Source organism: Pseudomonas cremoricolorata (genome assembly GCF_000759535.1).
In the GTDB taxonomy this organism is placed as follows: domain Bacteria; phylum Pseudomonadota; class Gammaproteobacteria; order Pseudomonadales; family Pseudomonadaceae; genus Aquipseudomonas; species Aquipseudomonas cremoricolorata_A.
In genome coordinates, this window is the sequence record NZ_CP009455.1 from 71,820 (window position 1) to 96,640 (window position 24,821).

Annotated in this window: 18 protein-coding genes, 2 tRNA genes and 3 rRNA genes; 9 read left to right on the top strand and 14 right to left on the bottom strand. The window is 58.8% G+C overall.

Going from position 1 to position 24,821, the window contains the following annotated elements; genetic code table 11:
* The first annotated feature begins 92 nt into the window (after positions 1 to 92).
* The 3 genes from LK03_RS00345 (at position 93) to LK03_RS00355 (ending at position 5,416) form a co-directional block, all read left to right on the top strand.
* Positions 93 to 2,972: a ribonucleoside-diphosphate reductase subunit alpha gene (locus tag LK03_RS00345; protein ID WP_038410584.1), complete on the top strand. Its 2,880-nt coding sequence runs from the start codon at positions 93 to 95 to the stop codon at positions 2,970 to 2,972.
* Positions 2,973 to 3,187: 215 nt separating this feature from the next.
* A complete protein-coding gene (locus LK03_RS00350; protein ID WP_038410585.1) occupies positions 3,188 to 4,438 on the top strand; it encodes a ribonucleotide-diphosphate reductase subunit beta in 1,251 nt (416 codons plus the stop codon).
* 462 nt (positions 4,439 to 4,900) lie between these two features.
* Positions 4,901 to 5,416 carry a GrpB family protein gene (locus LK03_RS00355; protein WP_038410586.1) on the top strand — a complete coding sequence of 172 codons (516 nt, stop codon included), beginning with the start codon at positions 4,901 to 4,903 and terminating at the stop codon, positions 5,414 to 5,416.
* A gap of 473 nt (positions 5,417 to 5,889) precedes the next feature.
* Here the strand turns inward: LK03_RS00355 and LK03_RS00360 are convergent, their stop codons facing one another.
* Entirely contained in the window at positions 5,890 to 6,339 is a 450-nt protein-coding gene (locus LK03_RS00360; RefSeq protein WP_038410587.1) for a GNAT family N-acetyltransferase, read from the bottom strand.
* Between the two features lie 44 nt (positions 6,340 to 6,383).
* Here LK03_RS00360 and LK03_RS00365 point away from each other — a divergent pair, with 44 nt between their 5' ends.
* The 3 genes from LK03_RS00365 (at position 6,384) to LK03_RS00375 (ending at position 7,794) form a co-directional block, all read left to right on the top strand.
* The gene (locus LK03_RS00365) at positions 6,384 to 6,569 is read left to right on the top strand and encodes a hypothetical protein (RefSeq protein WP_049870396.1); all 186 of its coding nucleotides are present in this window, start codon (positions 6,384 to 6,386) and stop codon (positions 6,567 to 6,569) included.
* Between the two features lie 206 nt (positions 6,570 to 6,775).
* Entirely contained in the window at positions 6,776 to 7,348 is a 573-nt protein-coding gene (locus LK03_RS00370; protein ID WP_038410588.1) for an NAD(P)H-dependent oxidoreductase, read from the top strand.
* A gap of 71 nt (positions 7,349 to 7,419) precedes the next feature.
* A complete protein-coding gene (locus LK03_RS00375; RefSeq protein ID WP_038410589.1) occupies positions 7,420 to 7,794 on the top strand; it encodes a MerR family transcriptional regulator in 375 nt (124 codons plus the stop codon).
* Positions 7,795 to 7,900: 106 nt separating this feature from the next.
* On the opposite strand, the gene LK03_RS00380 is transcribed toward LK03_RS00375, so the two are convergent.
* Positions 7,901 to 8,590, bottom strand: coding sequence for an LrgB family protein (locus LK03_RS00380; protein ID WP_038410590.1), 690 nt, complete (start codon positions 8,588 to 8,590; stop codon positions 7,901 to 7,903).
* A complete protein-coding gene (locus LK03_RS00385; RefSeq protein WP_049870397.1) occupies positions 8,590 to 9,051 on the bottom strand; it encodes a CidA/LrgA family protein in 462 nt (153 codons plus the stop codon). The genes LK03_RS00380 and LK03_RS00385 overlap by 1 nt, the downstream gene beginning before the upstream one ends.
* Before the next feature lie 105 nt (positions 9,052 to 9,156).
* Here LK03_RS00385 and LK03_RS00390 point away from each other — a divergent pair, with 105 nt between their 5' ends.
* On the top strand, positions 9,157 to 10,053 hold the full coding sequence (locus tag LK03_RS00390) for a LysR family transcriptional regulator (RefSeq protein WP_038410591.1): 897 nt from the start codon (positions 9,157 to 9,159) through the stop codon (positions 10,051 to 10,053).
* A gap of 91 nt (positions 10,054 to 10,144) precedes the next feature.
* Here LK03_RS00390 and LK03_RS00395 read toward each other — a convergent pair whose 3' ends face one another.
* Together LK03_RS00395 and LK03_RS00400 are read right to left on the bottom strand one after the other, a co-directional pair.
* A complete protein-coding gene (locus LK03_RS00395) occupies positions 10,145 to 11,446 on the bottom strand; it encodes a cation:dicarboxylate symporter family transporter (protein ID WP_028694711.1) in 1,302 nt (433 codons plus the stop codon).
* Between the two features lie 66 nt (positions 11,447 to 11,512).
* A complete protein-coding gene (locus LK03_RS00400; RefSeq protein ID WP_038410592.1) occupies positions 11,513 to 12,868 on the bottom strand; it encodes a class-II fumarase/aspartase family protein in 1,356 nt (451 codons plus the stop codon).
* A 116-nt stretch (positions 12,869 to 12,984) separates the two neighbouring features.
* On the opposite strand from LK03_RS00400, the gene LK03_RS00405 reads away from it, so the two are divergent.
* Positions 12,985 to 13,722 carry a GntR family transcriptional regulator gene (locus LK03_RS00405; protein WP_038410593.1) on the top strand — a complete coding sequence of 246 codons (738 nt, stop codon included), beginning with the start codon at positions 12,985 to 12,987 and terminating at the stop codon, positions 13,720 to 13,722.
* A 2-nt stretch (positions 13,723 to 13,724) separates the two neighbouring features.
* Here LK03_RS00405 and LK03_RS00410 read toward each other — a convergent pair whose 3' ends face one another.
* The 9 genes from LK03_RS00410 to LK03_RS00450 form a co-directional block, all read right to left on the bottom strand.
* Positions 13,725 to 14,432 (bottom strand): hypothetical protein, encoded by a 708-nt coding sequence (locus tag LK03_RS00410; protein ID WP_038410594.1) that lies wholly within the window; start codon positions 14,430 to 14,432, stop codon positions 13,725 to 13,727.
* Positions 14,433 to 14,458: 26 nt separating this feature from the next.
* The gene (locus LK03_RS00415; protein ID WP_038410595.1) at positions 14,459 to 15,328 is read right to left on the bottom strand and encodes a hypothetical protein; all 870 of its coding nucleotides are present in this window, start codon (positions 15,326 to 15,328) and stop codon (positions 14,459 to 14,461) included.
* Positions 15,329 to 15,436: 108 nt separating this feature from the next.
* Positions 15,437 to 15,994 carry a UPF0149 family protein gene (locus LK03_RS00420; RefSeq protein WP_038410596.1) on the bottom strand — a complete coding sequence of 186 codons (558 nt, stop codon included), beginning with the start codon at positions 15,992 to 15,994 and terminating at the stop codon, positions 15,437 to 15,439.
* Positions 15,995 to 16,124: 130 nt separating this feature from the next.
* On the bottom strand, positions 16,125 to 17,768 hold the full coding sequence (locus LK03_RS00425; protein WP_038410597.1) for an acetolactate synthase large subunit: 1,644 nt from the start codon (positions 17,766 to 17,768) through the stop codon (positions 16,125 to 16,127).
* A 266-nt stretch (positions 17,769 to 18,034) separates the two neighbouring features.
* Positions 18,035 to 18,150, bottom strand: a 5S ribosomal RNA gene (rrf, locus tag LK03_RS00430).
* Positions 18,151 to 18,278: 128 nt separating this feature from the next.
* Positions 18,279 to 21,170, bottom strand: a 23S ribosomal RNA gene (locus LK03_RS00435).
* A 265-nt stretch (positions 21,171 to 21,435) separates the two neighbouring features.
* Positions 21,436 to 21,511 (bottom strand) — tRNA-Ala (locus LK03_RS00440).
* A 24-nt stretch (positions 21,512 to 21,535) separates the two neighbouring features.
* A tRNA-Ile gene (locus LK03_RS00445) sits at positions 21,536 to 21,612 on the bottom strand.
* 86 nt (positions 21,613 to 21,698) lie between these two features.
* Positions 21,699 to 23,235: ribosomal RNA gene (locus tag LK03_RS00450) — 16S ribosomal RNA — on the bottom strand.
* The 16S, 23S and 5S rRNA genes sit together here with 2 tRNA genes alongside, the layout of an rRNA operon.
* A gap of 563 nt (positions 23,236 to 23,798) precedes the next feature.
* Between LK03_RS00450 and LK03_RS00455 the strand changes: the two genes are divergently transcribed.
* On the top strand, positions 23,799 to 24,683 hold the full coding sequence (locus LK03_RS00455; RefSeq protein ID WP_038410598.1) for a formate/nitrite transporter family protein: 885 nt from the start codon (positions 23,799 to 23,801) through the stop codon (positions 24,681 to 24,683).
* The last annotated feature ends 138 nt before the right edge of the window (positions 24,684 to 24,821 follow it).

A 24,821-nucleotide genomic window follows, 5' to 3' on the forward strand; every position in this document is an offset into this window, starting at 1 on the left:
GCGTCCCCCGGACGGTCGCGCAAGACGTGGACAGAACCGGTAGGCGCTCAAAAGGCGCCTGAACACTATAGAAACTGTGGAGACACCCACCGATGCAAACCGACACAACTCGCGAGAACCCGCAGGCCACGCTGCCACAGGACGCCGATTCGAATCAGGATCTGGCCGCCACCGCGCCTGGCCAACTGCGTGTGATCAAGCGTAACGGCACGGTCGTCGCCTACACCGACGACAAGATCACCGTTGCCATCACCAAGGCGTTCCTTGCAGTTGAAGGTGGCACCGCTGCCGCCTCGTCGCGCATTCACGACACCGTCGCGCGCCTGACCGAACAGGTCACCGCAACCTTCAAGCGTCGCATGCCATCGGGCGGCACCATCCACATCGAAGAAATCCAGGACCAGGTCGAACTGGCCCTGATGCGCGCCGGCGAACAGAAAGTCGCCCGCGACTACGTCATCTACCGCGACCAGCGGGCCAAGGAGCGCGCCACCCGCGCCAGCGCCGAGAACGTCGTCGAAGCGCACCCGACCATCCGCATCAGCCTGGCCGACGGCAGCAAGGCGCCGCTGGACATGACCCGCCTGAACACCATCATCAGCGAAGCCTGCGAAGGCCTGGCCGAAGTCGATGGCGAGCTGATCCAGCGCGAAACCCTGAAGAACCTGTACGACGGCGTGGCCCTCAAAGACGTCAACACCGCCTTGGTGATGACCGCCCGTACCCTGGTCGAGCGCGAGCCGAACTACTCGTTCGTCACCGCCCGCCTGCTGATGGACACCCTGCGCGCCGAAGGCCTGGGCTTCCTCGACGTGGCCGACAGCGCCACTCACCACGAGATGGCCGAGTTGTACGCCAAGGCCCTGCCGGCCTACGTGGCCAAAGGTATCGAGTTCGAACTGCTGAACCCGGCGCTGGCCGACTTCGACCTGGAAAAACTGGGCAAGGCGATCAACCACGAGCGCGACCAGCAGTTCACCTACCTCGGCCTGCAGACCCTCTACGACCGTTACTTCATCCACAAGGACGGCGTACGCTTCGAGCTGCCCCAGGTGTTCTTCATGCGTGTGGCCATGGGCCTGGCGCTGGAAGAGGCCGACAAGGAAGCCCGTGCCATCGAGTTCTACAACCTGTTGTCGTCCTTCGACTACATGGCCTCGACCCCGACCCTGTTCAACGCCGGCACCCTGCGTCCACAGCTGTCGAGCTGCTACCTGACCACCGTGCCGGATGACCTGTCGGGCATCTACCACGCCATCCACGACAACGCCATGCTGTCGAAATTTGCCGGTGGCCTGGGCAACGACTGGACCCCGGTGCGCGCGCTGGGCTCGTACATCAAGGGCACCAACGGCAAGTCCCAAGGCGTCGTGCCGTTCCTGAAGGTCGTCAACGACACCGCCGTTGCGGTCAACCAGGGCGGCAAGCGCAAGGGCGCGGTCTGCGCCTACCTGGAAACCTGGCACCTGGACATCGAAGAATTCATCGAACTGCGCAAGAACACCGGTGATGACCGTCGTCGTACCCACGACATGAACACCGCCAACTGGATTCCCGACCTGTTCATGAAGCGCGTCTTCGATGACGGCCAGTGGACCCTGTTCTCGCCAAGCGAAGTGCCAGACCTGCACGACCTGACCGGCAAGGCCTTCGAAGAGCGCTACGAGTATTACGAAGCGCTGACCGAGTACAACAAGATCAAGGTATTCAAGACCATCCAGGCCAAAGACCTGTGGCGCAAGATGCTTTCGATGCTGTTCGAAACCGGTCACCCATGGCTGACCTTCAAAGACCCGTGCAACCTGCGCTCGCCGCAGCAGCACGTGGGCGTGGTACACAGCTCGAACCTGTGCACCGAGATCACCCTGAACACCAACAAGGATGAGATCGCCGTCTGCAACCTGGGCTCGATCAACCTGCCGAACCACATTGTCGACGGCAAGCTGGACACCGCCAAGCTGCAACGCACCGTCAACACCGCCGTGCGCATGCTCGACAACGTGATCGACATCAACTACTACTCGGTGCCGCAGGCGCGCAACTCCAACCTCAAGCACCGTCCGGTCGGCCTCGGCATCATGGGCTTCCAGGACGCGCTGTACCTGCAGCACATCGCCTACGGCTCCGACGCTGCCGTCGAGTTCGCCGACAAGTCGATGGAAGCGGTCAGCTACTACGCGATCCAGGCCTCCTGTGATCTGGCCGACGAGCGCGGCGCCTACGAGACGTTCCAAGGCTCGCTGTGGTCCAAGGGCATTCTGCCGCTGGACTCACAACAGATCCTGATCGAAGCCCGTGGCCAGAAGTACATCGACGTCAACCTGGACGAGTCGCTGGACTGGGCACCGGTGCGCGAGCGTGTGCAGAAAGGCATTCGCAACTCGAACATCATGGCCATCGCGCCGACCGCGACCATCGCCAACATCACCGGCGTGTCGCAGTCGATCGAGCCGACCTACCAGAACCTGTACGTGAAATCGAACCTCTCCGGCGAGTTCACCGTGATCAACCCGTACCTGGTGCGCGACCTCAAGGCCCGCGACCTGTGGGACTCGGTGATGATCAACGACCTCAAGTACTACGACGGTTCGGTGCAGCAGATCGAGCGTATCCCGCAGGAACTCAAAGACCTGTACGCCACCGCTTTCGAAGTCGAGACCAAGTGGATCGTCGATGCCGCCAGCCGTCGCCAGAAGTGGATTGACCAGGCGCAATCGCTGAACCTGTACATCGCCGGCGCTTCGGGCAAGAAGCTCGACGTGACCTACCGCATGGCCTGGTACCGCGGTCTGAAGACCACCTACTACCTCCGTGCCCTGGCCGCGACCAGCACCGAGAAATCGACCATCAACACCGGCAAGCTCAACGCCGTCTCCAGCGGCGGCGACAGCGCCCCGGCCCAAGCCGCAGGCCCAGCCCCCGTGCCAAAAGCCTGCGCGATCGACGAGCCGGATTGCGAAGCCTGCCAATAAGGCGCAGGAAACCCGCTCCTCCTTTATAGGAGCGGGTTCGCCGCACCGCGCCAGCGGCACCCCAGACACAACACGCCAAGGCCATCGCCGCCTCGGCCGCCCCACACCGGGCTTACCTGATTTGCGTGCACTGCATCACCCCGACGAAGGGTCAGGAACCGCATCCCCTTTCCACGGCCCTATTTGCATAGGGCCCTCAAGCAGGAGCATTCACCATGCTGAGCTGGGACGAATTCGATAAAGAAGACGGCGAAGTCACCGCCAAAACCGCTACTCCGAACCAGGCCGCCGCGACCGCGAACATGGACCGCCTCGACAGCGCCGGCGACGCCGCCGCTCAAGAAGCCCGCGCCGCCACCGCCAGCGACTCCGACGCCGTCAAGCGCGCCAAGGCCTCGCTGAACGACCTCGACATCGCCGAAGGCCTGGCCGAGCTGGAAGGCTCTGCCGCCCGCGTTGCGGTCGACGAGAAGCGCATGATCAACTGCCGCGCCGACCTCAACCAGCTCGTACCCTTCAAGTACGACTGGGCCTGGCAGAAGTACCTCGACGGCTGCGCCAACCACTGGATGCCGCAAGAGGTCAACATGACCGCCGACATCGCCCTGTGGAAGAGCCAGGACGGCCTGACCGAAGACGAGCGCCGCATCGTCATGCGTAACCTCGGCTTCTTCTCCACCGCCGACTCGCTGGTCGCCAACAACCTGGCCCTGGCCGTGTACCGCCTGATCACCAACCCCGAGTGCCGCCAGTACATCCTGCGCCAGGCCTTCGAAGAAGCGATCCACACCCACGCCTACCAGTACTGCATCGAATCGCTGGGCATGGATGAAGGCGAGATCTTCAACATGTACCACGAGATCCCATCGGTCGCGAAGAAAGCCGCCTGGGGCCTGAAGTACACCCGCGCCATCTCCGACCCGGAATTCAACACCGGCACCCCGGAAACCGACAAAGAACTGCTGCGCAACCTGATCGGCTACTACTGCGTGCTGGAAGGCATCTTCTTCTACTGCGGCTTCACCCAGATCCTCTCGATGGGCCGCCGCAACAAGATGACCGGCGTTGCCGAACAGTTCCAGTACATCCTGCGTGACGAGTCGATGCACCTGAACTTCGGCATCGACGTGATCAACCAGATCAAGATCGAGAACCCGCACCTGTGGGACTCGGCCATGAAAGACGAAGCCACCCAGATGATCCTGCAAGGAACCCAACTGGAAATCGAATACGCCCGTGACACCATGCCGCGCGGCGTACTGGGCATGAACGCCGCGATGATGGAGGACTACCTCAAATTCATCGCCAACCGCCGCCTGACCCAGATCGGCCTGAAAGAAGAATACCCAGGCACCACGAATCCATTCCCCTGGATGAGCGAGATCATGGACTTGAAGAAAGAGAAGAACTTCTTTGAGACGCGCGTGATCGAGTATCAGACTGGCGGGGCGTTGAGCTGGGATTGATTGGCAGGTGCGGGGCTTTGCACCTGAGCCTGTTTCAGCGAGCTGAGATGGGTTGAGCTATAGCGACCCTATGGGTCATAGAATCCGATGCTTGGAAACGGGCATCGGATTTTTTGTGGGTGTGGGAAAAGTGCTGTGTGAAGGCATCGCGGATCTATCTCAGTACAAAGACTCTGAGAATTGAGGCCGATGACGCATTGGGAATGGCGCAGTAGACGGAGGTTTCAAAGCGTACAGCGACAGTTGAGGCATGAACGTCGCTTTACGACCTAAAGCAGACCTTGGTGAAGCACGGCATAGAGCCAGAAAAGTACCCTGCACAGGACACCTACCCAACTTCGGCACAACTCGGATTCAATCCGCTGAATAGGCGCACTGCTGAGGTTTTCGTGAGCCGTCGCTGGCGAATGCTCATTGTTTGGGGGAGACTTCTGGGCAGATACCAGCCACCAAGGAACGGAAATGGCACTCACCAGCAAGATCACCCCCTACAACCCCAACTGGCCCGATCGCTTTCTGGCCCATAAGCCACTCATAGCTTCGGCGTTTGGCGATGAACTGATCGCTATACACCATGTTGGGAGCACCTCGGTCAAAGGGCTCGCGGCGAAGCCCGAGATCGATGTGCTCATCGAAGTTCGCAACCATAGCAATACCTCGGCGCGAGACGAGATTTTGGTAGGTTTGGGGTATGTCCGAGGAAGTGATCTATCAGAAGGGCATCACTTCTATCGGCGTAATGTGGATGGAATTCGCACGCATAAGCTCCACGCCTGTACCCGTGGCCACTTTACGATCACTCAGATGCTGGGGTTCAGAGATTTGCTCAGGCGTGACGCTTCGATCCGCCAGCAGTATGAAGCGCTAAAGCTACAACTAGAGGCGAGCAATACGGGCGGGATGGGTGAATACTTGGAGAAAAAGTCTCCATTTGTGATTGCAGCACTACGTCGCGCCGGTATATCAACTCCTGAGTGACCGATGGATCGCTAGGCTGTGTATGAAGAGCCCTGATACGTGGTAATACTGCGTTGAAAACAGCTGGGGGCACCTAGCCTCGGATGCGAGCCCAGGCCGGGCGCCCCCCCGTCGCAATGCTCATTTACAACCAGTAAAGTCGAGCGCGACTCCGACCGCTTCCTCGGCTGTTTTTGCGGGGACGCCTAGTTGGGGCCGCCGTCGGCCTTGCCTCCCCGACGTCTCAGAACTTTTTGTACAAAACCTAGGAATCCAGCCACTCGACGCAACTCGCAAACCAAATCAGGAAGAAGGTTGTCGCATTCAAGCGGCCGCACTTACTTTGCGGCGGTCAACTGCATGGGTTAATCCATTGCTCCCCATATCGCTAACTTACGTCCAATCCCCACTCGCGACGTGGTCAATCCAGAGGAAAAGTGAGCCTAACCTAAACGGCAACCGCGCTACGTCATGGATAAAAAGTCTGGGCTATCCTATAGCCGCTTCTCCATGACGATGGTGCGCTCCGCACCATGAAACTCGTCGCGAATTTTTTGATAACCCAATGCGGTATAAAAACGTTCTGCTGTAATCGACGATGGCACCCGTACAGCGCCAAATCCTGCGCTGGCGGCAGTCGCATGAATGGCATCCATCAAATGCCGCCCAATACCACTTTTTTGGTGAGCCGGGTCAACGAAAACACTTCTGACCACATCAGCGTCGAGACCGGCAGTGCCAATAATGTTTTCGCCCGACAAGGCTACGAAGACCTTACGCTGCGTAACTTGTGTGGTGATGGCTTCAGGGGAAAAGCTTTGCTCAACCTGAGCGATCACATCAGACGGATAGTCCTGTGAGTTCGACTCGCGCAGGGCGGCAATCACTACGCGGCTTATCGCTACTGCATCTCTGCTCGTAGCGAGACGAACGTGGCATTCCATGCTTGAACCTCGATCCTATAAGGACTACAGCTTAGCCCATCCCAATGAGCTTTCCCGGACGCTTCGACTTCTTCGGCGAACGCTGCCTGCGCAAGCTCGACTCGGATCAGTATCGGGTTGTGCAACAGCTGCACTATGGCCAGTACGCGCAGACGACCATGATCAGCGAGTCGGGGGCCTTTACCTTGTTGGCGCATCACCCTGCTCCGAAAAACCGCCATTTGCGTTAGTGGCTGACCAACAAGGTGGTGGCGATGCGCCGCAGCTCGGGCGGATGTGCATGTCTGGGGCGCAGCGCGACGTTTTTTCATGATCGAGGGTGACGGATAACTAGCTTCAGCCGCTAGCTGACGCGCATTGCAACGCCCCTAAGCAGTTGACTCTCCCGTTAGGGTCAGGCTTTACCCTGCACGTTCATGTTCAGGATGAAGTGACGATGAGCAAACGAGTACTTGTGGTGCTGGGGCACCCGTCGGGCGAGAGTTTCTGCGCAGCGCTGACCGAGGCTTATGTCGAGGCGGCCAGCGGTGCCGGCCATGATGTGAGGGTGTTACGACTTGATGCGTTGAGTTTCGACCCGGTGTTGCGCAGCGGCTACCGGCAAGTCCAGCCACTGGAACCCGAGCTGCTCGGGGCCCAGGCCGATATCACCTGGGCCGAGCATCTGGTGTTCATCTACCCCATTTGGTGGGGCGGTATCCCGGCGTTGATGAAAGGCTTTTTCGACCGTGTGTTCCTGCCCGGTTTCGCGTTTCGCTACAGGGCAGGCAAGGCGTTCCCCGAGCAACTGCTCAAAGGCCGAACGGCGCATCTGCTGGTGACGATGGATACACCGCCGTGGTACTACCGCTGGGTGTATCGCATGCCTGGCATTCATCAGGTGCGCAAGACTACCTTGCAGTTCTGCGGTATCCGGCCACTGCGTACGTTGATGTTCGGGCCGGTGCTCGGCTCCAGTGCTCAGCGGCGCGAAGCCTGGCTCGAACGGGCACGCGGCATTGCCGTCTGACCTGCACTCAGGTGATTCCCGAACCGCGGGTGCCATGCAATGATGCGCCACTCCCTTATAAGAGGCCGCTCATGTATATCGGCAAAGCCGCGCAACTGTCAGGCACCACGGTAAAGACCATTCGCCACTATGAAGCGATTGGCCTGCTGCCGCCGCCTGAACGCCGAGGGCAGTATCGCGTTTACACCCAGCAGAGTGTCGAACTGCTGACGTTCATCAAGTGTGCGCAGCAGTTGGGTTTCAAGCTCAAAGAACTGCAGGCGATTCTGCTGGGGCATCACGGCGCTGATCTGCCGTTGGAATTGGCGGGCAAGGCCATTACCGACAAGAAACGCGAAGTACTCGGGCAAATCACTGGGCTGCAACAGATATATGCGGGGCTCGAGGCGTTTGAAGCGAGCCTTGAAGGTGCGAAGTATCAGTGCGGGCTCGAGCGTCTGGCATAAGTAACGAGCGAATGGCCAAGGCGGTCAATGGCTCGGCTGAGGCCGTCGAAGCGGCTCCGGTGCAGGCCGTTCGGGCACGATGTAAGCCCGCTATGCCAGCCAACCCTCACGCCACCGCCCAAGCAATCACCGGCGCGGCCAGCACCATCAGCACGCCACTGAAGATCATCGTCAGGCTCGCCACCGCGCCCTCCTCCGGCCCCAGGCCGCGGGCGATGCTCATGCCAAAACCGTGGGCCGCGCTGCCCAGCGGCGCGCCTTTGGCAAGGCGGGTGCGCAGCGGCATCAAGGTCAGGATCATTTCCCCCAAGACGATGCCGAACAGGCCGGTGATGACCACGAACAGGCCGGTCAGCTGCGCGGTTCCGCCCAGGTGCGCGGTGGCCTCCAGGGCGAATGGCGTGGACACCGAGCGTGACAGCAAACTGCGGGTGATGGCCTGGTCCAGGCCCAGCGCACGGGCAGCCAGCAGGGTCACGCCGACCGACACCACGATGCTCGCCACACTGCCGGCCAGCAGCGCCATCCAGTACCTGCGCACGATGCGCCGGTTGTTGTAGATCGGCAGGGCGAAAGCGACCGTCGCAGGACCCAGCAGCCACACCAGCCAGCGGGTGTCCTGGAAGTACAGCGGGTAGCTCGACGAGGTGGCCTCGACCAGTGCGATCAGCAGCACCGAGGTGAGGATGGCCGGGGTCAGCCATACCCGCGGATGGCGCTTGTAGACAGCCTGGTTGCCATAGAACAGCCCCAGGGTCGCCAGCAGAAACAGCAGGGAGATCAGCGAGTCGTTCATCACGACACCTGGCTGCTAAGGGTAAGGCGATCTCTGCGCACATCGGTCAGCTTGCCGTACCGCCGCTTGCGAATCTGCTGACAGATCAGCTCGACCACACAGGCCGTGACCAGCATCACGCTGAGAAAGCCCACACCAATCGCCACCAACAGTTTCAGGCCTTCATGTTCGAGCAGGTCGGTGTACTGCACCACCGACACCACCAGCGGAATGAAGTACAGCAGCATGTTGCCCAGGATCAGCTCGGCCCCCGCCTCGACCCACGCCGGCTTGACCACGCCGCTCAGCAACAGCGCTACCAGCAGGCCAAGGCCGACGATGCCGCCGGACAGTGGCAGCGCCAGCAGGGTTGCAAGGCGCTGGGCGATCCACCACAGGCCGCCCAGCAGCAGCACCTGCCCCAGCGCTTTAGCCCACAAGGCGACAGGACGTGGAGGATTGACCAGCGGATAAGACGACATCGAACGATTCCTGGCATTTCAGCGAATGAGCAGAATGCTACCGACACCCCCTGCAAAGAAAAAATGAATTAAAGTCATGCAAATGATGCACAACAGGAATGCTTCATGGATATCCGCGCGCTGCGCTACTTCGTCACCGTGGTCGATCAGCAGAGCTTCACCAAGGCAGCGAACGCCCTGCACCTCACCCAGCCCACCGTGAGCAAGATGGTGCAGGTGCTGGAGCACAGTTTCGGGGTGCCGTTGCTGGCGCGCGAAGGCAAACGCTTCAGCGTCACCGAGGCCGGCGACATCGTCTATCAGCGCGCGAAGCAGATGATCGCGGTGCACGCGCGCATGAAGCAGGAGGTCGATGCGCTGCAGCGGGTCGAGCGCGGCGTGCTGCGCATGGGCTTGTCGCCTTCCACCCATTCGATTCTGGCGCCGGTGTTCGCGGCCTATCACGCGGCCTACCCCAACATCGAGCTCAAGCTGTTCGAGATCGGCAGCAACGATACCCTCGGCCACCTGCGCGACGGCGTGCTGGAAATGGGTACTGTGTTGGACTTTCCAGGTGCCGGGGATTTGTGGTCGGAGTTCGAGTCGCTGCCGTTGTTCAAGTCGCCGATGTGTCTGCTGGCGCCGCGCCAGTCGCCCTGGCAAGGTCGAGCCAGCGTGGCACTCGAGGAATTGGCTGACAGTGAGTTCATCCTTTACGGCGACGCTTTCGCGCTCAATGACATGGTGACCGCAGCGTGCAGCGAAGCAGGCTTCACCCCGAAAGTCAGTGGGCGCAGCGGGCAATGGGATTTCATGGCCTCACTGGTGGGCCTGGGCGTGGGAGTGGCGCTGTTGCCGAAGGTGTTTTGCGACACGCTGGCGCCCGAGGATTTCACCATTGCTCAGGTCGGCTCGCCGGCGCTGAGCTGGAATGTCTCGCTGGCCTGGCGGCGCGACGGGCATCTGTCGTTCGCGGCCAAAGCCTGGCTGGAGCTGGCCAGGCGCTCGCTGCAACCGCGTTGAATGCAAGAAAGCCACCTCGAGCGCGGAGCTGGGGTGGCTTTCAGGCGATGCTGGCCGAAACCAACGTCAGTCAATGCACAGCCTCATCCACTCACAGCGCCGCTCCAGCCGGCCGCCCCAGCACCCGGGCGTATTCTTCACGCGCGGTCTGCTCGGTGAACTCCCCCGACCACTTGGCCACCACCACTGTGGCCACGCTGTTGCCGATGGTGTTGCACGCAGCCATGGCCATCGACATGAAGCGGTACACCCCGAACAGCAAGGCCAACCCTTCGATGGGCAGCACGCCAATGGCGGTGACCGTGGCGGCGAACACCACGAAGCTGCCGCCTGATACCGCGGCCGCACCCTTGGAGGTCACCAGCATGATCGCCAGAATGCCCAGTTGCTGTTCCCAGCCCAGCGGCACGCCATAGGCGTTGGCGATGAACAGCACGCACATCGACATGTAGATCGAGGTGCCGTCGAGGTTGAAGGCATACCCCGTCGGCAAGACCAGACCGACACTCTGCTTCGAGCAGCCCAAGCGTTCGAGTTTCTGCAACAGACGCGGCAGTGCGCTTTCCGAAGACGCGGTGCCCAGCACGATGAAGATTTCGTCCTTGATGTACTTGAGGAAGCGCCAGAAGCTGAAGCCCGACAACCGGCACACGGTGCCGAGGATCACGAACAGGAAGAAGGCGATCGCCACGTAGAACATCAGCACCAGGTTGGCCAGCGACATCAGCACGGCCGAGCCATTGCTGCCAACGGCGTAGGCCACCGAACCGAAGGCGCCCAGCGGGGCGAACTTCATGATCAGGTTGATGAACTCGAAGAAGCATTCCGACACCCGGTTCAGGCCATCTTCGATCACCTGGCGGCGTTCATGCTTGAGTGCCAGCAAGGCAAAACCGAACAGCACGGCGATCACCAGCACCTGCAACAACTGCCCGCCGGCGAAGGCGCCGACGAAGTTATCGGGAAAGATGTTGTAGATGAAGTCCATGGTCGAGGTCGGTGCATGGCCTTTGGCGACCGCGGCACTGGCCGCCGCCGACGCGGCGCTGCTGGCATGGGCGCCGTGCATGCCCGAGCCGATGCCGATCAGGTTGCCCCACAGCAGGCCCAACGCCAGCGCCGCGGTGGACAGCACCTCGAAATACACCAGCGCACGCCAGCCGACCTTGCCGACGCGCTTGATGTCACCGGCCGAGGCGATGCCATGGACCACGGTGAAGAACACCAGCGGGGCCACGGCGGTCTTGATCAGTTTGAGGAAGATATCCCCGAGAATCTTGAAGCTGGCAGCGACCTCGGGGGCGATGAAACCAAAGGCGATGCCAAGCAGCATCGCCGCGAGCACCTGAAAGGTCAGGTCCTTGTACAGCGGTTTTTTCGTAGTGGACGACATGGTTGCGTTCTCATTGTTCTTGTAGGAAAGCAGCACCAGAGCCCGACACGCCGGGCCCGAATCGACTCAGCGGGCGACGCTGCCGGGCTGCGAAAGCGCCAGGTCGACCATCTGCGGGGCCAGGCCCAGGTAGTTGCTCGGGTCGCACAGCCCTTCGAGGCTGGCCAGATCCAGACGCTCGGTGGCCTCGCCTTGCGCCTGCAGCGCTTCGAACAGGCTGATGCCTTCGTCGTTGGCGCGGCGGCAGGCGCTGTACACCACGTCGTGCGCCACCTGGCGGCCCAGTGCCGGCGCCAGGCCCATCATCACCGCCTCTGCGACGATCAGGCCCTGGGTCATGTCGAGGTTCTTGCGCATGCGCTCGGTGCGCACATCCAGGCCGGCGAGCATGAAGCGCGCCTGGCCCAGCGAGGCGGCAGACAGGGCGAAGGCTTCAGGGATGGCGATCCATTCTGCCTGCCAGGGACCGGTGGAGCGTTCGAAGTCCTGAATCATCGCATCGAGCATCAGCCCGGCCTGCTGGCGTACCCCTTTGGCTGCGGCGTACATCAGTTCGCAGGAAATCGGGTTGCGCTTCTGCGGCATGGTGCTGCTGGCGCCACGACCTTTGACGAACGGCTCGTAGGCCTCGCCCAGCTCGCTAGTCATCATCATCATGATGTCCAGCGCCACCTTGCCCAGCGAGGCGGTGACCAGGCCGAGGAAATTCAGGGTTTCGGCAAAGCCGTCACGGGCCACGTGCCAGGTGGCTTGCGGTACGCCCAGGCCGAGTTCGGCCATCAGCGCGGCCTGCACGTGCAGGCCTTTATCGCCGAGCGATGCCAGGGTGCCTGCGGCGCCGGCGAACTGGCCGACCTCAACCCGGGGACGCAGCTCGACCAAACGCTCGGCGTGGCGGTCGAACATGCTCAGCCACACCGCGCACTTGTAGCCGAAGGTGATCGGCAAGGCATGCTGCAAGTGCGTGCGGCCTGCCATGGGCGTGTCGCGATAGCGCTGCGCCAGCTCGGCCAACAGGCCGCGCACGGCTTGCACGTCGCGCTCGACGATGACCAGCGCGCTGCGCACCTGCAACACCACAGCGGTGTCCATGATGTCCTGGGTGGTGGCACCCCAATGCACGTAGCGGCCCGCTTCGCCGCACAGCTTGGACAGCTGCTCGACCAGCGGCAGGATCGGATAGCCGACGATTTCGGTTTCATGCTGCATCAGCGCCAGATCCAGCGACTCGTAGCGCGACAGCTCGGCGATCTGCGCGGCGGCCTCGGCAGGAATCACCCCGCACTGCGCTTCGGCCTTGGCCAGGGCCACTTCGACCTCGATGTAACGCTCGATCAGCGCTTTGTCGGAAAACACTTCACGCATTTCGGCGGTGCCGAACATATCGCGGAACAAGGTGGAATCGAAAACGGTAGTGGACATGGGCAAGATCCTGAAATGTTGTTATTGACCGTACATATTATTAATGTACGTACATAATTCTTGCCTCACCGCTGTTACACTGTCAACCGACGAATTTCCAGGGAACGACCAAAGGCATGAACCAGGCGCGATACGCCAGCGTGGCGAAAGACTTGATGGAAGGCATCGCCACAGGCCGTTACCCGGTGGGCAGCCTGCTTCCGACCGAATTCGAGCTGTGCGACCTCTACGATGTCAGCCGCCACACCGTGCGTGCGGCCATCAATCAGCTATCGGTGCAGGGGCTGGTATCGCGGCGCAAGCGTGTCGGCACACGGGTCGAGGCCAGCAGCCCGCGTGGCGGCTATTCGCAATCGCTGGCAAGCGTTGCCGACCTCGCCCATCTGGCCGAAACCCAGCAGCGGGAAATCCAGACCGTGCGCCACTTCGTCGCTGATCTGAGCGAAGCGGCGCGGCTGGGCCTGGTGCCGGGTGAGCACTACTTCTGCGTGTCGAGCATTCGTGTCGACCGGGTGCATAACGCAGCGCCGCTGTGCTGGACCGACGTCTATGCCCAACGCGATTACAGCGACGTCATCGAACTGGCCCACGCCCATCCCGACCAACTGATCGCCGGGCTGATCGAAGCGCATTTCGGTCGAGCGATCGCCGTGGTCGATCAACAGGTGCGGGCGGTGCTGCTGAGCGCAGAGCTGGCCCAGGCGCTGGCGGCCGAGGCCGGTTCACCGGGCCTGCGCATCATTCGTCAGTACCGCGATGAAATCGGCGAGCTGATGGCCGTCTCGGAAACCGTGCACCCGGCCGATCGCTTCACCCTCACCACGCAAATGCGTCGAGACCGCAGCGCCAGTTGAGTTCAGGGCCTCATCAGAGGTTCGATGCCGATCCAGGTCTTGACCGGATGGTTGCACAGCTGCAAGGGCGGGATCGGTAACTTCTGGCCTTGCACCTGGAGCGCGCCCAGGTTGATGGTCCACTTCGAGTCGGCGGCGAACCGATCGGTCTGGAACACCACATAGGCCGAGCCGTAGCGCTTTTCGTTAGTGATGCGCGGAATCAGGCCGTGCACTTCGTCACTGTTGATGTCATACGGCGAGGGCCGCGCATTGCGCGGCGTGACGCGGGTGTAGTCGTAGACATCGCCGTCACCGAGGTACACCTCGGGCCTGGCCTGCAACCGTGTGCCATCGGCGAAGGTGATGAACGCTTCCCGGGTGTCGTACATAATCGGTACGGCAGGCACCCCGCCGCTGCCACGCGTTACCCGTTGACGATCCTGGTTGTAGGCAATCAACTGCACGTAGAACTCTGAACGTGGGTACTTCTCGCCAGGGTACTGGACATGCAGTACCTGCTGATAAGGCTCGTCGGACCAGCGCGCGGCGTGATCGTACAAATAGGCGTGCAGGAAAATACGTGTCTGCCCTTGCGGGCCTGGCACCTGAAATTCGAACTTCGAAGTGCACAGGTCAGCATAGGCCGGGCGTTCACGCTTCCATGGCACGCACGCGCTGCTCAGCACGGCCAAGGTCAGAACTGCAGCGGCGTTGTAGGGAATGGCCATGGCGCGTCCCAAGTGCGTTCAGATAATCAATCGGCCAATACTTTACCGGTCACCGCGACCTGCTGCTGTTCCTGCATCCAGCCCAGGACATTGAAGAACACGTCCATGCTCATGATGCCGGTGGCGATGGTCGACAACACCACTTGGCCATCGTTGTCCTTGATTACCACCTTCTCGGTCCAGTTGCTCACGTTGGCTTCACGCAACAGCGAAATGGGGAAACGACGGCCGTCCACTTCCAGGGTCTGGGGTGTGATCAACAGTGGTTTGGTCTCTACATTGAGGAAGTTGCCAGTTACCCGCTTGCCCCACACTTGTTGGGTGTCGGCGTAGTTGAACTGCACCGAGCCACCCTGGCTCAAGGTTTCCAGGGCGATGGGCAGACGGGCTTGCACGTGCAGGTCACGCACCAGTTCCATGAACTCATCCAGCTTGGGCATATGCGGGTTGACCCGGCGGAACTGTTCACCGGCGTGGCGGCGATAGGCGAGGTTGTTGATCAGGCCGGCCGTCAGGGTCTGGCCCGATGCGAACAGGTACAGATCATCCATCTCGACGAAGGGCACGAACTCATCGACGCTCGAAGTGACCTGGCGGATGCCGTGTTCATGCACGTCGTAGCGGGCGTCACGCAGTTTCTTCTGCCAACGCGACAGGGCGAACATGCACAGTGCAATGAAGACTAGGAAACCTGCCGCGTAGAGCAGGACTTCAGGCGGACCATTGAAGCGCGTCCCGCCCGAGGTGGTGGCGCCTGGCGTGGAGAAAATGGAATAACCGTAGGCGAGGAACGCGGCAAGGCCGAGCAATACGGCGATAAAGCCATATATGAAGATCAGATAGCCTCTTCCGTAGCGGTATGACTTGATCAGACTACCAGTGCTGGCATCGGGCATGGTGACGCTTCCTTGTGAGCAGAGATGAATACTGAGGTTGTTCGCTCGGATCAAATCTGCTCGACAAGGTTCATACGGACAGAGGTGTTTGTGCGGGAGTTGGCAACTTCAACTCAGCGTTTGCTGCCGTTGAAAGCGATACAGCCCACGCACCGCGTCCAACACCTGCGGCACGCACGCCTGCAATTGCTCGCGGCTCAGGGTATCGAGTAGCTCGAAGTTGTCTTCCAGGCCATGCAGGGAAATGGCCTTGAGTTGTTCGTTCTGCGCGGCGGGCAACTCATGCCATTCGGCGATCTGGGTACCGCGCATGTAACCGAAGCACCACTCTTCCAATACCACGATGCTGCCGTGTTCATCTTCACTGTGTTCGAACAGCGGCTGGTAGTTGTCCAGGTCATCGGCCAGCGCCTGCGCCACCTGATCGGCATAGCGCAACATCAGGGCGGTGTAGGCCTCTTCATGGGCCGGTTTCTTGAACTTGGGCACTTTGCCGCCGGCGACCGCAGGCAACCAGTGTTCGGGTATGACCCGCACCGGCGAACTGGCCAACGCCGTGAAAAAGCCGTTGAGCTCGGCCAGGTTGAGCACCGAGTAGTCATTGCCGTAGGTGATGAGCAGGTCTTCGAGGCGAAGCAGTTCTTTGTCGCTTAGAGGAGGGAGCATGGGCTGACTGTCCTGAGGCACACGTAGCCCTGCACCCTAGCACAGGCGAACGACAGCGGCTTGGTGGCGTGGCTCAGCTGCAATCAGACCGGGGCCGCTAACTGTGCCAGTAGCGGCCCGGTATAACGGCTTAAACGCTCAGCGCGCGTTCACGCAGCTCGCTGTTGAGGATGCGGTCGTTCTCGCTGTAATCGACCGGGCAGTCGATGACGTGAACGCCTGGTGTATTGATACAATGCTGCAGCAACGGCAGGAAGCCTTCGGCGCTTTCCACGCGATGGCCATTGGCGCCGTAGGCTTCGGCGTATTTGACGAAGTCCGGGTTGCCGTAATCGAGGCCGAAATCGGTGAAGCCCATGTTGGCCTGTTTCCAGCGGATCATGCCGTAGCCATCATCACGCAGAATCACCACGGTCAGGTGCATGCCTAAGCGCACGGCGGTTTCCAGTTCCTGACTGTTCATCATGAACCCGCCGTCACCGCACACCGAAATGACCGGGCGATCTGGGTGCACCAGGTGCGCTGCCATGGCCGACGGCAGGCCAGCGCCCATGGTCGCCAGGGCGTTGTCCAGCAGCACGGTATTGGGCTTGTGGGCCTTGTAGTTACGGGCGAACCAGATCTTGTAGATGCCGTTGTCGAGCGCGACGATGCCTTCAGACGGCAACGCACGACGAATGTCGGCGACCAGACGCTGCGGGTAGACCGGGAAGCGATTGTCATCGGCGCCTTCGACGATCTGCGCTTCGTTGGCTTCACGAATGGCCATCAGGCGGGTGAAGTCCCAGTGAGTGGTGTCGGTCAAGGCTTCGCCGATCTGCCACACGGCATTGGCGATGTCGCCGATCACTTCGATCTGCGGGAAGTACACTGCATCGACTTCAGCGGAACGGAAGTTGATGTGAATGACTTCGGTGCCGCCACGGACCATGAAGAACGGCGGCTTCTCGATCACGTCGTGGCCGATGTTGACGATCAGGTCGGCCGCTTCCACCGCGCGGTGCACGAAGTCGCCGGACGACAGCGCAGCATTTCCCAGGAAGCGCGGATGACGCTCGTCGACCACGCCTTTGCCCATCTGCGTGGTGATGAACGGGATGCCGGTCTTGTCGATCAGCTGCTTGAGCACCTTGGCCGTCATCTTGCGGTTGGCGCCGGCGCCAATCACCAAGATCGGGCTGCGGGCGTTCTGCAGTTTTTCGACGGCCGCTTCGATAGCCTTGTGCTCTGCCAGGGGGCGGCGGTGCAGGCTTGGCGGAATCGGCATCGAGTCGGTTTGTTCGGCGGCGATGTCTTCAGGCAGTTCCAGGTGCACGGCACCGGGCTTCTCTTCTTCAGCCAGGCGGAACGCTTCGCGCATACGGGCCGGAATGTTGTCGGCCGAGGCGAACTGGTGGGTGTACTTGGTGATGGGGTCCATCATGCCGCACACGTCGATGATCTGGAAACGGCCCTGCTTGGACTTCTTGATCGGCTTCTGGCCAGTGATCATCATCATCGGCATGCCGCCGAGGTAGGCGTAGGCGCTGGCGGTTACCAGGTTGGTCGCGCCAGGACCGAGCGTCGAAAGGCTGACACCGGTCTTGCCGGTCAGGCGCCCGTAGGTGGCGGCCATGAAGCCGGCAGACTGCTCGTGACGGGTCAGCACCAACTTGATCTTCGACTTACGCAGGGATTCCAGCAGGTCGAGGTTTTCCTCGCCAGGAATACCAAATACATACTCGACACCTTCGTTTTCCAGGCATTGCACAACGACATCGGCGGCCTTGGCCATCTCGCTTGTAACCTCACGTGATATTGCGGTGGTAGATCCAAAATTCGCCTGGAGTCGACACTCCCAGCGGTCATTTCCTGGCGCTGTTAAAACGGCAAGAACAAGGTCTTGACGCCGTTAGCGGCCAGGCAAGTCACGTAGTTTGCCTACTTTCGTGGGAAATGAGGGGGAAATCTGCGAGCGCAGCATCAGGGCGTGATGTAGTTAAAAGCCAGAAAAGACAAAACCCCTACCTGCTCGCGCAGATAGGGGTTTTGCGAAATGAATCTTGACGATGACCTACTCTCACATGGGGAAACCCCACACTACCATCGGCGATGCATCGTTTCACTGCTGAGTTCGGGATGGGATCAGGTGGTTCCAATGCTCTATGGTCGTCAAGAAATTCGGTAGCCGGTGCGTTCTGAGAACGTGCCAGCGCATTCGGATATGTGATGTCTGTGAGCTGCGAATTTTCGGTTTCAGCGTCTTCACCACCACAATCTGCGTTGCAGATTGCTTGGGTGTTATATGGTCAAGCCTCACGGGCAATTAGTATGGGTTAGCTCAACGCCTCACAGCGCTTACACACCCCACCTATCAACGTCGTAGTCTTCGACGGCCCTTCAGGGGATTCAAGATCCCAGTGAGATCTCATCTTGAGGCAAGTTTCCCGCTTAGATGCTTTCAGCGGTTATCTCTTCCGAACATAGCTACCCGGCAATGCCACTGGCGTGACAACCGGAACACCAGAGGTTCGTCCACTCCGGTCCTCTCGTACTAGGAGCAGCCCCTCTCAAATCTCAAACGTCCACGGCAGATAGGGACCGAACTGTCTCACGACGTTCTAAACCCAGCTCGCGTACCACTTTAAATGGCGAACAGCCATACCCTTGGGACCGGCTTCAGCCCCAGGATGTGATGAGCCGACATCGAGGTGCCAAACACCGCCGTCGATATGAACTCTTGGGCGGTATCAGCCTGTTATCCCCGGAGTACCTTTTATCCGTTGAGCGATGGCCCTTCCATACAGAACCACCGGATCACTAAGACCTACTTTCGTACCTGCTCGACGTGTGGGTCTCGCAGTCAAGCGCGCTTTTGCCTTTATACTCTACGACCGATTTCCGACCGGTCTGAGCGCACCTTCGTACTCCTCCGTTACTCTTTGGGAGGAGACCGCCCCAGTCAAACTACCCACCATACACTGTCCTCGATCCGGATGACGGACCTGAGTTAGAACCTCAAAGTTGCCAGGGTGGTATTTCAAGGATGGCTCCATGAGAACTGGCGTCCCCACTTCAAAGCCTCCCACCTATCCTACACAAGCAAATTCAAAGTCCAGTGCAAAGCTATAGTAAAGGTTCACGGGGTCTTTCCGTCTAGCCGCGGATACACTGCATCTTCACAGCGATTTCAATTTCACTGAGTCTCGGGTGGAGACAGCGCCGCCATCGTTACGCCATTCGTGCAGGTCGGAACTTACCCGACAAGGAATTTCGCTACCTTAGGACCGTTATAGTTACGGCCGCCGTTTACCGGGGCTTCGATCAAGAGCTTCGCTTGCGCTAACCCCATCAATTAACCTTCCGGCACCGGGCAGGCGTCACACCCTATACGTCCACTTTCGTGTTTGCAGAGTGCTGTGTTTTTAATAAACAGTCGCAGCGGCCTGGTATCTTCGACCGGCATGAGCTTACGGAGCAAGTCCTTCACCCTCACCGGCGCACCTTCTCCCGAAGTTACGGTGCCATTTTGCCTAGTTCCTTCACCCGAGTTCTCTCAAGCGCCTTGGTATTCTCTACCCAACCACCTGTGTCGGTTTGGGGTACGGTTCCCGATTGTCTGAAGCTTAGGAGCTTTTCTTGGAAGCATGGCATCAACCACTTCGTCGCCTAAAGGCAACTCGTCATCAGCTCTCGGCCTTGAGATCCCGGATTTGCCTAAGATCTCAGCCTACCACCTTAAACTTGGACAACCAACGCCAAGCTGGCCTAGCCTTCTCCGTCCCTCCATCGCAACAATCGGAAGTACAGGAATATTAACCTGTTTTCCATCGACTACGCTTTTCAGCCTCGCCTTAGGGACCGACTAACCCTGCGTCGATTAACGTTGCGCAGGAAACCTTGGTCTTTCGGCGTGCGAGTTTTTCACTCGCATTGTCGTTACTCATGTCAGCATTCGCACTTCTGATACCTCCAGCAAGCTTCTCAACTCACCTTCACAGGCTTACAGAACGCTCCTCTACCGCATCACCAGAGGTGATACCCGTAGCTTCGGTGCATGGTTTGAGCCCCGTTACATCTTCCGCGCAGGCCGACTCGACTAGTGAGCTATTACGCTTTCTTTAAAGGATGGCTGCTTCTAAGCCAACCTCCTAGCTGTCTAAGCCTTCCCACATCGTTTCCCACTTAACCATGACTTTGGGACCTTAGCTGACGGTCTGGGTTGTTTCCCTTTTCACGACGGACGTTAGCACCCGCCGTGTGTCTCCCATGCTCGGCACTTGTAGGTATTCGGAGTTTGCATCGGTTTGGTAAGTCGGGATGACCCCCTAGCCGAAACAGTGCTCTACCCCCTACAGTGATACATGAGGCGCTACCTAAATAGCTTTCGAGGAGAACCAGCTATCTCCGAGCTTGATTAGCCTTTCACTCCGATCCACAGGTCATCCGCTAACTTTTCAACGGTAGTCGGTTCGGTCCTCCAGTCAGTGTTACCTAACCTTCAACCTGCCCATGGATAGATCGCCCGGTTTCGGGTCTATACCCAGCGACTAAACGCCCTATTAAGACTCGCTTTCGCTACGCCTCCCCTATTCGGTTAAGCTCGCCACTGAATATAAGTCGCTGACCCATTATACAAAAGGTACGCAGTCACCTAACAAAGTAGGCTCCCACTGCTTGTACGCATACGGTTTCAGGTTCTATTTCACTCCCCTCTCCGGGGTTCTTTTCGCCTTTCCCTCACGGTACTGGTTCACTATCGGTCAGTCAGTAGTATTTAGCCTTGGAGGATGGTCCCCCCATATTCAGACAAAGTTTCTCGTGCTCCGTCCTACTCGATTTCACCGCCAAGAGATTTTCGTGTACGGGGCTATCACCCACTATGGCCGCACTTTCCAGAGCGTTCCACTAATCTCAAACCGGCTTAAGGGCTGGTCCCCGTTCGCTCGCCACTACTAAGGGAATCTCGGTTGATTTCTATTCCTCAGGGTACTTAGATGTTTCAGTTCCCCTGGTTCGCTTCTTGCACCTATGTATTCAGTACAAGATACCTAGGTTATCCTAGGTGGGTTCCCCCATTCAGAGATCTCTGGATCACAGTCTGTTTGCCGACTCCCCAAAGCTTTTCGCAGGCTACCACGTCTTTCATCGCCTCTGACTGCCAAGGCATCCACCGTATGCGCTTCTTCACTTGACCATATAACCCCAAGCAATCTGGTTATACTGTGAAGACGACATTCGCCGAAAATTCGCGTGCTCAAGGAGCACTCACAAATTTTACCTTAGCCTGATCCACCAGCAGTGAAACTGGTGTTCAGTCTATTTCTATCACATATCCGAATTTTTAAAGAACGATCTGACAAAAGTCAGAAATCAACATTCACTTCACTCGCTACCCGAGTGGAATGTTCATTTCTGTATTCTGAACAGTGCGACGATCAAGCGTACACTTCAGCAAAAGGTGGTGGAGCCAAGCGGGATCGAACCGCTGACCTCCTGCGTGCAAGGCAGGCGCTCTCCCAGCTGAGCTATGGCCCCGTATCTCTAGGCTGCACCATGAAATGGTAGGTCTGGGCAGATTTGAACTGCCGACCTCACCCTTATCAGGGGTGCGCTCTAACCAACTGAGCTACAGACCTATAACAGGGTCGCGTTACAGCATCGTCTTCGTACAAAGAATCAAGCAATTCGTGTGGGAGCTCATCAGCAGGCTGATGTCTTCGATTAAGGAGGTGATCCAGCCGCAGGTTCCCCTACGGCTACCTTGTTACGACTTCACCCCAGTCATGAATCACACCGTGGTAACCGTCCCCCCGAAGGTTAGACTAGCTACTTCTGGTGCAACCCACTCCCATGGTGTGACGGGCGGTGTGTACAAGGCCCGGGAACGTATTCACCGCGACATTCTGATTCGCGATTACTAGCGATTCCGACTTCACGCAGTCGAGTTGCAGACTGCGATCCGGACTACGATCGGTTTTGTGAGATTAGCTCCACCTCGCGGCTTGGCAACCCTCTGTACCGACCATTGTAGCACGTGTGTAGCCCAGGCCGTAAGGGCCATGATGACTTGACGTCATCCCCACCTTCCTCCGGTTTGTCACCGGCAGTCTCCTTAGAGTGCCCACCATAACGTGCTGGTAACTAAGGACAAGGGTTGCGCTCGTTACGGGACTTAACCCAACATCTCACGACACGAGCTGACGACAGCCATGCAGCACCTGTGTCAGAGTTCCCGAAGGCACCCATCCATCTCTGGAAAGTTCTCTGCATGTCAAGGCCTGGTAAGGTTCTTCGCGTTGCTTCGAATTAAACCACATGCTCCACCGCTTGTGCGGGCCCCCGTCAATTCATTTGAGTTTTAACCTTGCGGCCGTACTCCCCAGGCGGTCAACTTAATGCGTTAGCTGCGCCACTAAAATCTCAAGGATTCCAACGGCTAGTTGACATCGTTTACGGCGTGGACTACCAGGGTATCTAATCCTGTTTGCTCCCCACGCTTTCGCACCTCAGTGTCAGTATCAGTCCAGGTGGTCGCCTTCGCCACTGGTGTTCCTTCCTATATCTACGCATTTCACCGCTACACAGGAAATTCCACCACCCTCTACCATACTCTAGCTTGCCAGTTTTGGATGCAGTTCCCAGGTTGAGCCCGGGGCTTTCACATCCAACTTAACAAACCACCTACGCGCGCTTTACGCCCAGTAATTCCGATTAACGCTTGCACCCTCTGTATTACCGCGGCTGCTGGCACAGAGTTAGCCGGTGCTTATTCTGTCGGTAACGTCAAAACAACCAGGTATTCGCTGATTGCCCTTCCTCCCAACTTAAAGTGCTTTACAATCCGAAGACCTTCTTCACACACGCGGCATGGCTGGATCAGGCTTTCGCCCATTGTCCAATATTCCCCACTGCTGCCTCCCGTAGGAGTCTGGACCGTGTCTCAGTTCCAGTGTGACTGATCATCCTCTCAGACCAGTTACGGATCGTCGCCTTGGTGAGCCATTACCTCACCAACAAGCTAATCCGACCTAGGCTCATCTGATAGCGCAAGGCCCGAAGGTCCCCTGCTTTCTCCCGTAGGACGTATGCGGTATTAGCGTCCCTTTCGAGACGTTGTCCCCCACTACCAGGCAGATTCCTAGGCATTACTCACCCGTCCGCCGCTGAATCGAAGAGCAAGCTCTTCTCATCCGCTCGACTTGCATGTGTTAGGCCTGCCGCCAGCGTTCAATCTGAGCCATGATCAAACTCTTCAGTTCAATACTGCTTGGGTTTTTAAGAAACCCTAAACTTGGCTCAGCAATCTCAAATGACTATGTGATTTCTCGCATGGCCACTTGTGATGCTGATAATCTATGCGACGATCAGTCCGTACTCACAAGCACCCACACGAATTGCTTGATTCAATTTGTTAAAGAGCGTTTGGTTAAGAGCCTTTCGTCTCAACCGAGGCGCGCATTCTACGCTTTCCTCTAAGTCTGTCAAGCGTTTATTTCGAAGTATTTTGCGAGAATCTCGTTCAACTTCAAACACTTGGCTCGCTGCGATCACTCGTAGCGGGAGGCGAATCATACAGCGTTAAACACCGCTGTCAACCACCTCGTTAAGCATTTCATTTTCTCGTTCAAACTTCGAAACAAGAAGACCTGACACTTAACTTCCCGCTGTGACGTTCATCGCTGCGGGAGGCGAATAATACGCGATTCAATTGGGGTGTCAACCCGTAGAAGAAGAAATACTTGCCGCCCTGCCGCGACCCCTGTCGCAACTATTCAGAGCGCCATTGATCTGTAGAGAACCTACCCCCACGAGCGCCGCCGGCATGAACGACGAACATAGTACCAAGACCCCCGGGCTATCAGCCGATGAGGAGCAGGAAATCGACGAAAGCCAGCCGCCCCGCGCAGCGGTGCTGCATGAAATCATCCGGGCGCAGGGCGACCAGGAGCTTGAGCGCACCCTCGCTGCATTATGGTGGTCGGCACTGGCAGCCGGACTGACCATGGGGCTTTCGCTGATGGCCATGGGCTTGCTCTATTCACGCCTGCCCGACGGCGAGACTGCACAGGTGATCGCAAGCTTCGGTTACAGCGCAGGTTTTCTGGCCGTGATTCTGGCCCGTCAGCAATTGTTCACGGAAAACACCCTCACCGCCGTCCTGCCGATAATGACCACGCCGACCCTGGCCAATCTCGGCCGCCTGCTGCGCCTCTGGGGCGTGGTGTTGCTCGGCAACCTGGCAGGTACGCTGCTGGTGGCGTGGGTCATGCTCGAACTGCCGATCTTCGATACCAAGACCGACCTTGCCTTCCTTGATGTAGGCCGCAAGGTCATGGAAAACGACATCGGCCAGATGTTCGCTAAGGGCATCATCTCGGGCTGGATGATCGCGACCATGGTGTGGATGATCCCGTCCATGGAGCACGCCAAGATCGGCATCATCGTGCTTATCACCTACCTGATGGCCCTGGGCGACTTCACCCATATCGTGGTGGGCTCTGTCGAAGTGTCCTACCTGGTATGGGCCGGCGAAGAAACCTGGAGCACCTTCTGGCTGCACTTCGCTCTGCCCACCCTGGCCGGCAACATCATCGGCGGCAGCTTCATCTTCGCCATTATCAGCCATGCTCAGGTGCGTAGCGACAGTGGCAAGGCGCCTTCGAAGCTGCTCGACGAAGCACACCCCTCTACTAGAAAGAAGCACTGACCGACTACACCCTACGTTGCCCTGCATCATTACGCAGGGCAACACCCCCTCCGGCTCACCTCCCGCCTATCAGAATCCTTCCGCATCGCTCCCAGCACCGCTGATTTGGCCCACAAGGTCAGTGGTCAGATTCCGACG